The organism is Dactylosporangium roseum, assembly GCF_025264685.1.
Classification (GTDB): domain Bacteria; phylum Actinomycetota; class Actinomycetes; order Mycobacteriales; family Micromonosporaceae; genus Dactylosporangium; species Dactylosporangium roseum.
On record NZ_CP073721.1, the window covers coordinates 6591877 to 6604461 of the forward strand.

A 12585-nucleotide genomic window follows, 5' to 3' on the forward strand; every position below is an offset into this window, starting at 1 on the left:
GTTCGATCGCCCTAGGTCCGGTCGTTCGCCGGATCGGGCTGCGTGGTGGGCCGCACGGGTTTGCGGCCGGCGTGTTTCTTGTGGACCGCCTGTCGTGACACGTCGAGCGCGTCGGCGATCTCCTGCCATGACCAGCCCTGCAGGCGGGCGTTGTCGACCTGGAGCACTTCGAGCGCGTCGGCGAGCCGGCGCAGCGCGACCGCTGCGCGGAGGCCGATGCGCGGGTCCGGGTCAGTCGCCGCCGTGGCGAGGTCGTTCGCCTCCGTCATACGTCAACCTTAGTTGACAAGCGATTGTGCGTCAACCTTTGTTGACAAATGTTGGTGACAACCCTCTGCTACGTTCCGAGCGTGCACCAGAACGTGAAGCTCTACGCGCGTGGCATCACGAAGAAGTTCGGCCGCCGGACCGTCCTCGACAACGTGCACCTCGCCGTGCACGCCGGGGAGATCACCGCGATCGTCGGCGCCAACGGCTGCGGCAAGAGCACCATGCTGCGCATCTGCGCCGGCCTCACCAGCCCCGACCGCGGCACCGTCCAGGTCCACGGCACACTCGGCTACTGCCCCCAGGACGGCGGCACCGTCGACTTCCTCCTGCCCGACGAGCATTTCACGCTGATCGGTGCCGGCCGCGGACTGTCCCGGCGCGCGTCCCGGGCCGCCGGCCGCGCACACGCCCGGGCGCTCGACTGGGAGCCCGGCCAAGTTCAGGCTCGCCGGCTCTCCGGCGGCACCAGGCAGAAGCTCAACCTGGTCATGGCCGGCATCGGCGAGCCCGACGTGCTGCTGCTGGACGAGCCGTACCAGGGGTTCGACCGCGGCACGTACCTCGACTTCTGGGACCAGTTGCACGCCTGGCGCGACCGGGGCAAGGCCATCGTTGTGGTCACCCACCTGCTCGCCCAACTCGACCGGGTCGACACCGTGCTGGATTTGTCCCGGACGACCACGCCCTGGAGGACCGGACACCGATGAGGAAAACGCTCACCGTCGCCGAGATGGCGCTGCGGGAGATCAGCCGCCGGCGCGGTGTCCTGGCGATCCTGCTGCTTCTGCCGCTGGCGTTCTACCTGACCCGCCGCTCGGACCACATCGGGCAGTCGGTACGGTTCGTATTCCTGGGCTTGAGCTGGGCGATGAGCACCGCGGCCCTGTTCGCGGCGAGCGCGGCCCGGGGCATGGAGCCCCGGCTGCGGATCGGCGGCTACCACGGCTGGCAGTTGGTGCTGGGACGCCTCGGCGCGCTGTGGGGGCTCGGCGCCGTCATCAGCGTTCCGTACTTCCTGCTCATCCGCTTCGACCAGCGCGACCTGCGGTACACCTCGATCGCCCTCGTCATGGCACTGCTGGTGCTGATCGCGCCGCTGTTCGGGGTGCTGCTCGCCGCGGTGCTGCCGCGCGAACTGGAGGGCACGCTCGTGCTGCTGCTCGTCGTCGGGCTGCAGATGATGATGGACCCGTCGGGCGACGCCTCCAAGCTGCTGCCGTTCTGGTTCAGCCGCGAGATCGGCACGTATGCGATCGACCTGACCGGCTCCGGCTTCCTGTTCCGGGGACTGGTCCACGCGGCCGTGACCCTCGCGGTCCTGGCCGCGGCGCTCGGGATCGCCTCCGGTATCCGGCTGCGCCGCCGGCGGCACCTTCGATTCGCCACGACCGTGAGCCGCTGATGGTCGCGCTGCCGATCGTCGACGTTTCCCGGCTCGTCCGGGCCGGCGAGGACCCGCGCGCCGCGGCGGCGATCGAGGCAGCATGCCGCGCGAGCGGCTTCTTCTACGTCGCGGGCCACGGTGTCCCGGAGGAGCTGATCGCCCGGCTCGACCGCGGTGCCCGCGCCTTCTTCGCGCTGCCCGAGACCGAGAAGCTGGAGATCGCCATGGCGCGGGGCGGCCGGGCGTGGCGCGGCTTCTTCCCCGTCGGCGCCGAGCTCACATCCGGGGTGCCCGACCAGAAGGAAGGGCTGTACTTCGGTACCGAACTGGGCCCGGACGCACCGCAGGTGCGGGCCGGCCTGCCCCTGCACGGCGCGAACCTCTTCCCCCGCGGGGTCCCCGAGCTGCGGTCCGCCGTGCTCGAGTACCTGGACGCGCTGACCGGCACGGCACAGGCCGTGCTGCGGGGCGTGGCGCAGAGCCTCGGGCTGGCTCCGGGCTATTTCGCCGACGGGTACACCGCGGAACCGACCGTGCTGTTCCGCGTCTTCCACTACCCGCCGACGCCGCCGGGCAGCGACGCCTGGGGCGTCGGCGAGCACACCGACTATGGCCTGCTGACGCTGCTGCTGCAGGACGACAACGGCGGCCTGCAGGTGAAGACGCGCACGGGCTGGCTCGACGCCCCGCCGCTGCCGGGCACGTTCGTGTGCAACATCGGCGACATGCTCGACCGGATGACCGGCGGCTGGTACCGCTCGACCCCGCACCGGGTCCGTAACCTGAGCGGCAACGAGCGGCTGTCGTTCCCGTTCTTCTTCGACCCGGACTTCACCGCCGAGGTCCCGGCGCTGCCGGGGCGGGCGGCGACCGGCGCGGACGGCGAGCGGCGGTGGGACGGTCAGGATCTTCGCGCATTCACCGGCACCTACGGGGAATATCTCGTGGCAAAGGTGGGCAAGGTGTTTCCTGGGCTCAGCGCGGACGTCGGGGCGAGCACAGGATCGGGTACCGGATCGGCAACGGGGACGGCTCGGGAATCGGTCTGAAGGCGACAACCCGTTACCGACCGGCGGTGCGGATCGTAGAACCCGTGTAAGGGTTCGAAGAACCGTTCACGCAGGTCAGGCACGTGGCACGATGACGGGAGCAAACCTGTCCGCGGTGTTCCTACCGTAAGAGTCACCAGACCGCGACAGGAGACGGCGATGACCACCCCGACCACCACCACGACCCGTAAGCTCACCAACCTCGACAGCGAGCAGGGAATGCTGGTGCTGCTCGCGGTGATCGTCCTGCTCAGCGTGATCGGCGTGATCGTCGTCGGCGGCTGATCTCCGGGACGACTGAAAGGTCCGGCGTAGCTGCGTCGCCCGGTGCCGCTCCTACCGTCTTGAGGGTATGACGCCCGACGCTCCACTCGAACCGGGGCCGCTCGAACAGGAGCCGCACGACGTGTTTCAACGCCACGAGCGTCTCGCCGGGAATCCGCACCCCGGCCGGCCGGCCGACGTCACGTCGCGCCGGCCGAAGTCGTCACCCGCCCAGGCCCGGCGCAGGGCCAGGGCGGGCGGGACGGCACCGGCGAAGGGGGTCCCGGCGCAGCGGCGCCGGGACCCGAGGTGGGCGCGCACGCTGATGGTGGTCGGCGCGGTCATGATGATGCTGGCGGGCAGCGCCTTCGTCGCGAAGGACGCGGTGATCGGATACGCGACGAGCAGCGTCCGGCAGGAGGACCTGATCGTCCCGGCGGCCGAGCAGCAGGGCAAGCACGTGACGATCAGCGGGGCGAAGAACATCCTGCTGGTCGGCATCGACCCGCGCCCGGACCAGGACCCGTCGGAGGCGATCCGCTCCGACTCGATCATCATCCTGCACATCCCGGCGAGCCACGACTCGGCGTACCTGATCTCGATCCCCCGGGACACCTGGGTGAAGATCCCGCGGTTCGACAACGGCAAGGCCAGGTACAACGGCGGCCACGACAAGATCAACGCCGCGTTCGCCGAGGGCGGCCTGAAGACGACGGGCAAGGACAAGCGCAAGTACGGTACGACGCTGCTCGCGGACACGATCAAGGAGAACTGGGGCATCACCTTCGACGCGGCGGCGATCGTCGACTTCACCGGCTTCACGAAGGTGGTGAACGTGCTCGGCGGCGTCGACATGTACGTCGACCAGGAGACGAGGTCGGTGCACATCGGCCACGACGCCAAGGGCAACACGAAGGTGCCGTACCTCCAGCGCACCAGCGACTCGGGCGGGACCGATCTGATCCCGGTCGCCGGCGTGACGCCCCAGACGTACCGCGTCGGCTACCAGCACCTCGAGCCTTGGCAGGTGCTCGACTACGTGCGGCAGCGGGAGACCCTGCCGAACAGCGACTACGACCGGCAGCGCCACCAGCAGCAGTTCATCAAGGCGCTGTTCAAGAAGATCGCCAGCAAGGACGTGCTGACCGACCCGGCGAAGCTCAAGAAGGTGCTGGACGTGGTCGGTGAGGCGATGACGATCGACTCCGGCGGCATCGGGCTGGACGACTGGATCTTCGCGATGAAGGGCATCGGCGGCGACAACCTGCTCACCATCAAGACGAACAACGGCACGTTCCACTCGTCGCAGGAGCAGCCCGGCGCGGAGGCGCTCGACCGCACCACGCTCGCGCTGCTGGAGTCGGTGCGCACGAACACCGTGGAGTCGTTCGTCGCCAGCCGCATCGACCTGGTGAGCAAGTAGCCAGCCGAGCGGTCACCCGCGACCACCGGCCGGGGACCGTGCGAAGATCGGTTCCATGTCGCGGATCGTCGTCACCGGAGCGAACGGCAAGACCGGTCGGGTCGTCGTCGCCGACCTCCTCGCCCACGGCCACTACGTTGTCGCCACCGACGCGGTCGGCAGGGCCGGCCACCTGGGTGACCTCGGCACCCCGCTGCTGATCGCCGATCTGGCCGACTACGGCCAGGCGGTCGAGGTGCTACAGGGCGCCGACGCGGTGGTCCACCTCGCGAACATCCCGGCCCCGGGCATGTATCCGCCGGCGGTGACGTTCAACCGCAACTCGGCCATGAACGCCAACGTCTTCCTCGCCGCGCAGGCCGTCGGTCTCGGCGGTGTCGTGTGGTCGTCCAGCGAGACGACGCTCGGCCTGCCGTTCGACACGCCGCCGCGGTACGCGCCGGTGGACGAGGACCACTTCCCGTTCCCGACGACGACGTACGCGCTGTCGAAGGTCGTCGGCGAGACCGTCGCGCGGGAGATCGCCGGTTGGAGCGGCATCCCGTTCGTCGGGCTGCGGCTCTCCAACGTGCACGTCCCCGAGGATTACGCCGCCGTGCCCGGCTACTGGCCGGATCCGCACGCGCGGAAGTGGAACCTGTGGGGGTACGTCGACGCGCGTGACGTCGCCGCCGCCTGCCGGCTGGCGCTGGGCGCGGCCGCCGCCGGCACGGTCGCCGGGGCGACCTCGTTCGTCATCGCCGCCGCGGACACGATCATGAACCGCCCGTCCGCGGCGCTGCTGCGTGAGGTCTTCCCCGACGTACCGGTGCGGAAGGATCTCGGCGAGTTCGAGACCCTCCTGTCGATCGACCGCGCCCGGGAGGTTCTCGGCTACGCGCCGAAACACTCGTGGCGTGATCACGTGGCCCGGTGACACCGGCGCGTTAGAGGCCGGGCGAACGGGACAGGAGTTCCAGCAGTACGGCGAGTGCCGCCGGCGAGTCGTGCGCGGCCCGGGCGAGCAGTGTCAGGTTGTGCTGCTCACCGTCGGGGCTGACGAGGACCCCGGCGGCCGCCGGATGGATCCGCCGCCAGCCGCGGGCGGTCAGCGCCGCCTCCGCGACCACGACCACGGACGGTGTCCCGTCGAGCTCCTCCGGCTCCGCCGGCGGCTCGGGCTGTGCCGGCCAGTTCGCGGCGACCAGCTCGTCCAGCCGGGTCAGCAGCACCTCCACGACCTCGGCCGGCCCGATCGGCGGACGGCGCAGCAGCGTCGCGACCTGCTCGGTGACGGCCCGGGCCTGCCGGCCGAGCCAGCCGGGCCAGTCGGCGTCGGAGACGGACGCGAACGTCACCCAGTCGGTGCCTTCCCGCTTGAGGACCTGCCGGGCCAGCGACCGCTCGGTCTCGGGGCCGAGCGGCGCCAGCGGTACCACCTCTGTGGTACGGAGTTCGACGTGGACGGCGGTGAGTGCCGCGATGGCCCCGGCGAGGCCGGGGTGACGGGCCATGAGGGTGGTACGGGTGTCGTCGTCGAGTTCGGCGATGACCGCGCCGGCGCGGATCGCGGCCTGCCAGCCGGTGTGCAGGTCCTGGATGGCGGCGCTGGTCCGCTGCCACACCTGCTCCTCGAGGTCGAACGCCAGGTCGGCGAACTCGAACTCGGCGAGGTCGGCCTTGACCACGGCACGGGCTGCGGTGTGCAGCCCGGAGGCGCTGCTGGCGGCCTGGTCGGCCTTCCGTTCGAGCGCGTCCGCGAAGTGCTGAGTGGCCCGCAGGACCGCCATGGACCGGCCGCGGGGCAGGCCCGGTTCGACGGCGTCGTCGTGCAGCGTGCGGAGCCGGACGACGAGATGGGCCCGGTGGTGGTCGACGACCGCGAGTTCGTGCGCGACCAGGGCACGGATCTCGTCGGTGGTCAGGCACTGCAGCAACGGCAGCCCGACCAGGAGCACCCGCCGTCGGCGGCTGGCCCAGGACCGGATGACGCCGTGCCCGGTGAGCAGGACGACGTCGGGTTGGGCGACGCCGACGCGGGCCGCGACCTCGGACACGAGCGCCAGCAGATCGACCTGGGTCGTCGCCTCGACGCCGGGTGGTGGGGGTCCCGGTGGCCTACCGTAGCGCATCAGCAGCCACCGGGCTCGCCAAACGCTGATATTGCCGGGCAATCCGCTTCTGGGTTCTTCCACGACGGCAACCGACACAGCGAAGCATCCTCTTGACGGCGCCGCTCACCGTCAACCAACCCGGTCCCCGCGCCAGGGGTGAAACCCGAAACTCACCCGGATGGCCGCCGATAAGTCCTCTGGTGACACGGGGGTGAGATGTACCAGACGTTCAGGCCGTTGCTGGACGCGCTGAAACACGGCGGTGCCGACGCGGAAGCGGTCGACCGGGCAGCCGAGGAGGCCGAGCGGACCGGCCGCTCGATCCGTGCCGTCCTCATCAACGACCACGTGGTCACCGAGGAGCAGCTCACCGCGGCGTCGGCCGACGCGTACGGCATCGCGACGCTGGACCTGGTCGGATACCCGATCGACCCGGCCGCAGTCACCAAGATCCCGATGGCGCTGGTGCTGAGGCACCGGGTGCTCGGCATCGCCCTCAACGACCGCGAGATCACCGTCGGCATCACCGACCCGGGTGACGTCCTCGCCCTGGATGACGTCCGGGCGGCGACCGGGCTCACGGTGCGCCCGGTGGTCGTGGCCCGCTCCGAGCTTCGCAAGATCATCGACCGGTTGAAGCGCGAGGAGAACGACCTCGGCGAGGTCGCGGAGAGCCTGCGCGCGGAAGCGACGCCGACGGTCTCCAACCTGACGTCGATCAACGAGGACGCGCCGATCGTGCGGTACGTCAACTCGCTGCTCGAACAGGCGATCGTGAACCGGGCCTCGGACCTGCACCTGGAGCCCGGCGAGCACAACATGCGGGTCCGGTACCGCATCGACGGCGTCCTCCACGAAGTGGACACGGTCCCGAAGCACGTACAGTCGGCGCTGATCTCCCGGCTGAAGATCATGTCGAACGTCGACATCACCGAGCGCCGCGTGCCGCAGAACGGCCGGATCACGGTCGAGATCAACCAGCGAGCCGTCGACCTGCGCACCGCGACCCTGCCGACGGTCTGGGGCGAGAAGATCGTCCTGCGGGTGCTCGACACCAGCGGCATGGACCTGAAGCTGGCGAAACTCGGCTTCAGCAGGTCCAACCACGAGCGGTTCGCCAAGTCGTTCTCCAAGCCGCACGGCATGCTCCTGGTGACCGGCCCGACCGGCTCCGGCAAGTCCACCACGCTCTACGCGACGCTCGCCGAGATCAGCAAGCCCACCGTCAACATCATCACCGTCGAGGACCCGGTCGAGTACCGCCTGCCCGGCGTCAACCAGGTGCAGGTCGACCACAAGGCCGGGCTGACGTTCGCGGCGGTCCTGCCGGCCATCCTGCGCTCGGACCCCGACGTGGTCCTCATCGGCGAGATCCGGGACCGGACCACGGCCCAGTTGGCGGTCGAGGCCGCTCTCACCGGCCACCTGGTCCTGTCGACGCTGCACACCAACGACGCGCCGAGCGCGGTGACCCGGCTGGTCGAGATGGGCATCGAGCCGTTCCTCGTCGGCTCGTCCGTCGACTGCGTGCTCGCCCAGCGGCTCGCGCGGCGGTTGTGCGACTGGTGCAAGGCCGAGTACACGCCGGCCGAGGCGGAACTCGTCGGCGCCCGCTGGCCGATCGACGAGATCGGCGCGCCGGAGACGCTGTGGCGCCCGGTCGGCTGCCGCTCCTGCGCGAACACCGGCTACCGGGGCCGGATCGCGCTGCACGAGGTCATGCCGGTGTCGCCGGAGATCGAGAAACTAGCTGTCGACCGCGCCTCCGCGCACGAGATCCAGCAGGTCGCGTACGAGCAGGGCCTGCGGGACCTGCGGGTCGACGGCCTCATCAAGGCCGCGGAGGGGCAGACCTCGATCCCGGAGGTGGTCCGGGTGGCGGTGTAGTCCTCACGTTCCTCCGGCCGCTGCCGATGTCGACAGCGAAGTGTCCTGCATCGGTACTGCAAGGAGCCTGCGTGACGGCAGCCGGACTGACCACCGCCATCAGCGACGAACGTGCCTCGCTCGACGCCATGCTGGTGTCGCTCGTCCGCGCCGGCGGCTCCGACCTGCACCTGACCGTCGGTGCGCCGCCCACGGTCCGCGTCAACGGCGGCCTGCGGTATCTGCCCGGATACGACGAGCTGACGCCCCAGGACACCGCGATGCTCGTCCGGGCTTCGGTGCTGAACGACCTCCAGTGGCACCAGTTCGTGCGGACGCAGGAGCTCGACTTCGCCTACGCCATCGAGGGCGTGTCCCGGTTCCGGGTCAACCTGTACTCCCAGCGCGGCTCGTTCGGCGCAGCGTTCCGGGCGATCCCGCACAACATCAAGCCGCTCGACCAGCTCGGCGTCCCCGACCAGGTGGCGCGGTTCGCGCACCTGCACCGCGGCCTCGTGCTGGTGACCGGGCCGACCGGGTCGGGTAAGACGACGACCCTGGCCGCGATCCTCGACCTGGCGAACCGCACCCGCTCGTCGCACATCGTCACGATCGAGGACCCGATCGAGTTCCTCCACCCGCACAAGCGCTGCCTGGTCAACCAGCGGGAGGTCGGCGCCGACACCAGCTCGTTCGCGATGGCGCTGAAGCACGCGCTGCGCCAGGACCCGGACATCATCCTGGTCGGCGAGCTGCGGGACCTGGAGACCACGGCGACGGCGCTGACCGCCGCCGAGACCGGCCACCTGGTCCTGGCGACGCTGCACACGCAGAGCGCGGCGCAGACCGTCGACCGGGTCATCGACATCTTCCCGCCGCACCAGCAACAGCAGGTCCGGGCCCAGCTCTCCAACGCGCTGCAGGGTGTCGTCACGCAGGCGCTCGCGCCGCGCGCCGACGGGCAGGGCCGCACGATCGTCTCGGAGGTCATGTTCGCCACGCCGGCGATCCGGAACCTGATCCGTGAGGGCAAGAACCACCAGATCCCGTCGTTCATGCAGTCCAGCGGCAACGACGGGATGCTCTCGTTCGACCAGCACCTGGCCGAACGGGTCCGCCAGCAGCTCATCTCGTACGAGACGGCGCTCGAGCTGAGTCACTCGGCGGAGGAGTTCCGCCGGCTGGCCGGGCGCACGTGACGCGCCACCCATGAGCGCCGCACACACCACCCATACACACAGCACCGCATACGCACAGCACCGCATACACACAGCACCGCACGTGACGAGAGCGCGGATGTGACTCCATGACCGCTACGAAGACGTTCGACTACCAGTCGATCGACCACGACGGGAAACGCGCCAAGGGCAAGATCGAGGCGTCGAACGAGCTGGCCGCCGCGCAGCTACTGCGCCAGCAGGGCCTCACCCCGCTGGCGATCACCGATGCGGACACGTTGATGCGGCGCGAGATCCGCGTGCCGGGCCTCGGTGACCGTACGACGCTGAAGGACCTGTCGGTGTTCGCCCGGCAGTTCGCGACGATGACCCAGTCGGGCATGTCGCTGCTGCGGTCGCTGGCGGTGCTGGAGGACCAGGCGCCGAGGCCGTCGCTGAAGAAGGCGCTCGCCGAGGTACGGCTGGACATCGAGGGCGGCATGTCGCTGTCCGGGGCACTCGGCAAGCATCCGAAGGTGTTCCCGGCGCTCATGGTGGCGATGATCCGGGCCGGCGAGACGGGCGGGTTCCTCGACAACGCGCTCGACCGGATCGCGACGAACTTCGAGAAGGACGCGGCCCTCCGCGGAAAGATCAAGAGCGCGCTGACGTATCCGGTCATCGTGCTCATCTTCACCGCGGTGATGATCAGCGCGGTGCTCATCTTCATCGTGCCGATCTTCGAGAAGATGTTCCAGCAGCTCGGCGGCGAACTGCCGCTGCCGACCCGGATCATCGTCGGCGCCAGCCATACGCTCTTCTGGCTGGGCCCGGTGCTCATCGCGGTCGCCGTCGTCGTCACCGCGGTCTTCCGGCGGGTGATGGCGAAGAAGCCGGCGGTCCGCCTGTGGTTCGACAAGGTGAAGCTGAAACTGCCGGTCTTCGGGCCGTTGTTCACGAAGATCGCGCTGAGCCGGTTCTCGCGGAATCTCGGCACCCTGCTGGGGGTGGGTGTGCCGGTACTGCAGGCGCTCGACGTCGTCGGCGCGACCACCGGCAACAGTGTCGTCACAGCCGCGATGACGGACCTGCAAACCTCGGTCCGTGCGGGCCGGCCGATGTCGTCACAGCTCAGCCAGCACAAGATCTTCCCGTCGATGGTCGTGCAGATGATCGAGGTCGGCGAAGAGAGCGGGCAAATCAGTCAGATGCTGGAGAAGGTCGCCGATTTCTACGACCGAGAGGTCGACAGCGCGGCCGAGGCACTGACCGCGTCCATCGAGCCGATCATGGTACTCGTCATGGGTGGCGTGGTCGGCGGGATGATCGTCTGCCTCTACCTGCCGATGTTCTCGATCTACCAGAACATCCAGAGCAACTGAACCGCCGGCAGCAGCAACACCGACAGCAACACCGACAGCAACACCGACAGCAGCAGCACCGCCGCCGAAGACGGCAACCCGGACGCAACCGGACGCCGAACGCGAAAGCACCCCGCACCACCGCTACTGAGAACGGCACCGAACACCACCCGAACCACCCCTGGCGTCAGGCAGCGGAGCCTCGCCGCCATTTCCCGAGACCCAAGGCAGGCAGGAGCAGGAGGCTCACCCATGAAGGAGACGCTGCGCAGGATGCAGAAGAAGCGGGCGGCCGGAGACAGCGGCTTCACGCTCGTCGAACTGCTCGTCGTCGTCGTGATCATCGGCGTGCTCGTCGCGATCGCGGTCCCAATGTACCTGAACTACCGCAAGGGCGCGGCCAACAAGTCGGCGGAGTCCGACGTGCGCGCCGCGGTCAGCGCGGTCGAGCAGTTCTACACCGAACACGACAACCAGTACCCGAAGTCCGGTGACAGCACCGCGGAAAAGCTCATCTTCGGCCTCGAGGACAGCGGCGGAACGTCGACGGAGGAGAACACCCAGGTGGCCACGTTGTCACCGGGCAACAGCATGCAGTATGAAAACAACGGCGCCACGTACCGCATCTGCGCCATGAACAGCGACGGCAAGACCGTCTACTACTACGACAGCTCCACCGGCGGCTCCGTCAAGAAGTCGAGCGCGAAGACACTCGCCGACTGCATCAGCCCCGCCGCCCCCTGATGCCCGGCCGTCACTGACACCGGCGGCGTTGTGGTGGCTCGCGACCGCGGGCCACCACAACGCCCTACCGCCTACCAGAACCCGCGTACCAGAACCCGACCAACAGAAACCCGACCAGCAGAAACCCGACCAGCAGAAACCCAACCAGTGACCCGGAAGGACCGTCATGACGCTCGCACTCGTCGTCGGCGTGCTCGGGCTCGCGGTCGGGTCGTTCCTCAACGTCGTCATCCACCGCGTCCCTCGCGGCGAGTCGCTGCTGCGCCCGGCGTCCCACTGTCCACAGTGCACAGCCCCGGTCCGCCCGTGGCACAACGTCCCGCTCCTCGGCTGGCTGCTGCTGCGCGGCCGCTGCGCCGACTGCGCCGCCCCGATCAGCGTCCGCTACCCTCTCGTCGAGGTCGGCACCGCCGTGCTGTTCGTCGCGGTCACCGCCCGGTTCGGCCTCTCCGCGAGCCTGCCCGCCTGGCTGTACCTCGCCGCCGTCGCCGTCGCCCTGGCGCTCATCGACCTCGACGTGCTGCGGCTGCCGAACGCCATCGTGCTGCCCTCGTACGTCGTCGCGCCGCTGCTCCTCCTGCCCGCCGTCGTCGTCGAGCGGGACTGGGCGGCAGGGCTTCGCGGGCTGGTCGCGATGGCGGCATTGTGGGTCTTCTACTTCCTCCTCTCGCTCGTGTACCCCGGGGGCATGGGCTTCGGCGACGTCAAGCTCGCCGGTGTCCTCGGCCTGTACCTCGGCTGGCTCGGCTGGTCGTCGGTCGCCGTCGGCACGTTCGCCGCGTTCCTCCTCGGCGGGATCGTCGGCGCCGTGCTGTTGGTCACCGGCCGCGCCGGGCGCCGGACGGCGATGCCGTTCGGCCCGTCGATGCTCGCCGGCGCGCTGCTGGCGCTGTTCGCCGCCGCGCCGATCACCGGTTGGTACAGCTCCCTCCTGCTGCCCGCGTAGACCTGCCCGCGAAGGCCCGCCCGCGTAG

Annotated in this window: 14 protein-coding genes; 11 read left to right on the plus strand and 3 right to left on the minus strand. The window is 69.6% G+C overall.

All coding sequences use genetic code 11. The annotated features are described in order from the left end of the window. Positions 1-11 precede the first annotated feature (11 nt). A complete protein-coding gene (locus Drose_RS30880; RefSeq protein ID WP_260724792.1) occupies positions 12-269 on the minus strand; it encodes a helix-turn-helix domain-containing protein in 258 nt (85 codons plus the stop codon). Between the two features lie 81 nt (positions 270-350). Between Drose_RS30880 and Drose_RS30885 the strand changes: the two genes are divergently transcribed. The 6 genes from Drose_RS30885 to Drose_RS30910 all read left to right on the plus strand — a co-directional run bounded on the left by Drose_RS30885 (position 351) and on the right by Drose_RS30910 (position 5306). Then, positions 351-977: an ATP-binding cassette domain-containing protein gene (locus Drose_RS30885; protein WP_260724793.1), complete on the plus strand. Its 627-nt coding sequence runs from the start codon at positions 351-353 to the stop codon at positions 975-977. After that, the gene (locus Drose_RS30890) at positions 974-1672 is read left to right on the plus strand and encodes a hypothetical protein (protein ID WP_260724794.1); all 699 of its coding nucleotides are present in this window, start codon (positions 974-976) and stop codon (positions 1670-1672) included. The genes Drose_RS30885 and Drose_RS30890 overlap by 4 nt, the downstream gene beginning before the upstream one ends. Continuing rightward, positions 1672-2703 carry an isopenicillin N synthase family dioxygenase gene (locus Drose_RS30895; protein ID WP_260724795.1) on the plus strand — a complete coding sequence of 344 codons (1032 nt, stop codon included), beginning with the start codon at positions 1672-1674 and terminating at the stop codon, positions 2701-2703. The genes Drose_RS30890 and Drose_RS30895 overlap by 1 nt, the downstream gene beginning before the upstream one ends. Before the next feature lie 159 nt (positions 2704-2862). After that, positions 2863-2988 (plus strand): hypothetical protein, encoded by a 126-nt coding sequence (locus Drose_RS30900; RefSeq protein ID WP_259859097.1) that lies wholly within the window; start codon positions 2863-2865, stop codon positions 2986-2988. A 67-nt stretch (positions 2989-3055) separates the two neighbouring features. Beyond that, entirely contained in the window at positions 3056-4390 is a 1335-nt protein-coding gene (locus Drose_RS30905) for an LCP family protein (RefSeq protein ID WP_260724796.1), read from the plus strand. A 55-nt stretch (positions 4391-4445) separates the two neighbouring features. Next, positions 4446-5306, plus strand: a complete 861-nt coding sequence (locus Drose_RS30910; protein ID WP_260724797.1) for an NAD-dependent epimerase/dehydratase family protein — start codon at positions 4446-4448, stop codon at positions 5304-5306. Between the two features lie 10 nt (positions 5307-5316). Here the strand turns inward: Drose_RS30910 and Drose_RS30915 are convergent, their stop codons facing one another. Then, positions 5317-6501, minus strand: coding sequence for a M48 family metalloprotease (locus Drose_RS30915; protein ID WP_260724798.1), 1185 nt, complete (start codon positions 6499-6501; stop codon positions 5317-5319). A gap of 198 nt (positions 6502-6699) precedes the next feature. Between Drose_RS30915 and Drose_RS30920 the strand changes: the two genes are divergently transcribed. The 3 genes from Drose_RS30920 (at position 6700) to Drose_RS30930 (ending at position 10888) form a co-directional block, all read left to right on the plus strand. Beyond that, positions 6700-8370, plus strand: a complete 1671-nt coding sequence (locus Drose_RS30920) for a GspE/PulE family protein (protein WP_260724799.1) — start codon at positions 6700-6702, stop codon at positions 8368-8370. A gap of 71 nt (positions 8371-8441) precedes the next feature. Then, on the plus strand, positions 8442-9548 hold the full coding sequence (locus Drose_RS30925) for a type IV pilus twitching motility protein PilT (RefSeq protein WP_260724800.1): 1107 nt from the start codon (positions 8442-8444) through the stop codon (positions 9546-9548). A gap of 107 nt (positions 9549-9655) precedes the next feature. Next, positions 9656-10888 carry a type II secretion system F family protein gene (locus Drose_RS30930; protein ID WP_260724801.1) on the plus strand — a complete coding sequence of 411 codons (1233 nt, stop codon included), beginning with the start codon at positions 9656-9658 and terminating at the stop codon, positions 10886-10888. Here the strand turns inward: Drose_RS30930 and Drose_RS30935 are convergent. After that, positions 10864-11037, minus strand: coding sequence for a hypothetical protein (locus tag Drose_RS30935; RefSeq protein ID WP_260724802.1), 174 nt, complete (start codon positions 11035-11037; stop codon positions 10864-10866). The genes Drose_RS30930 and Drose_RS30935 overlap by 25 nt on opposite strands. An 82-nt stretch (positions 11038-11119) precedes the next feature. Here Drose_RS30935 and Drose_RS30940 point away from each other — a divergent pair, with 82 nt between their 5' ends. Both Drose_RS30940 and Drose_RS30945 read left to right on the plus strand, forming a co-directional pair. Beyond that, a complete protein-coding gene (locus Drose_RS30940; RefSeq protein WP_260724803.1) occupies positions 11120-11611 on the plus strand; it encodes a prepilin-type N-terminal cleavage/methylation domain-containing protein in 492 nt (163 codons plus the stop codon). 166 nt (positions 11612-11777) lie between these two features. Next, positions 11778-12557, plus strand: coding sequence for a prepilin peptidase (locus Drose_RS30945; protein WP_260724804.1), 780 nt, complete (start codon positions 11778-11780; stop codon positions 12555-12557). Positions 12558-12585: the final 28 nt, after the last annotated feature.

What these genes read in the sequence shown, in the direction of transcription:
- Drose_RS30880 (WP_260724792.1), bottom strand. Translation starts at nt 269, where the DNA reads ATGACGGAGGCGAACGACCTCGCCACGGCGGCGACTGACCCGGACCCG.
- Drose_RS30890 (WP_260724794.1), top strand. Translation starts at nt 974, where the DNA reads ATGAGGAAAACGCTCACCGTCGCCGAGATGGCGCTGCGGGAGATCAGC.
- Drose_RS30895 (WP_260724795.1), top strand. Translation starts at nt 1,672, where the DNA reads ATGGTCGCGCTGCCGATCGTCGACGTTTCCCGGCTCGTCCGGGCCGGC.
- Drose_RS30900 (WP_259859097.1), top strand. Translation starts at nt 2,863, where the DNA reads ATGACCACCCCGACCACCACCACGACCCGTAAGCTCACCAACCTCGAC.
- Drose_RS30905 (WP_260724796.1), top strand. Translation starts at nt 3,056, where the DNA reads ATGACGCCCGACGCTCCACTCGAACCGGGGCCGCTCGAACAGGAGCCG.
- Drose_RS30910 (WP_260724797.1), top strand. Translation starts at nt 4,446, where the DNA reads ATGTCGCGGATCGTCGTCACCGGAGCGAACGGCAAGACCGGTCGGGTC.
- Drose_RS30915 (WP_260724798.1), bottom strand. Translation starts at nt 6,501, where the DNA reads ATGCGCTACGGTAGGCCACCGGGACCCCCACCACCCGGCGTCGAGGCG.
- Drose_RS30920 (WP_260724799.1), top strand. Translation starts at nt 6,700, where the DNA reads ATGTACCAGACGTTCAGGCCGTTGCTGGACGCGCTGAAACACGGCGGT.
- Drose_RS30930 (WP_260724801.1), top strand. Translation starts at nt 9,656, where the DNA reads ATGACCGCTACGAAGACGTTCGACTACCAGTCGATCGACCACGACGGG.
- Drose_RS30940 (WP_260724803.1), top strand. Translation starts at nt 11,120, where the DNA reads ATGAAGGAGACGCTGCGCAGGATGCAGAAGAAGCGGGCGGCCGGAGAC.
- Drose_RS30945 (WP_260724804.1), top strand. Translation starts at nt 11,778, where the DNA reads ATGACGCTCGCACTCGTCGTCGGCGTGCTCGGGCTCGCGGTCGGGTCG.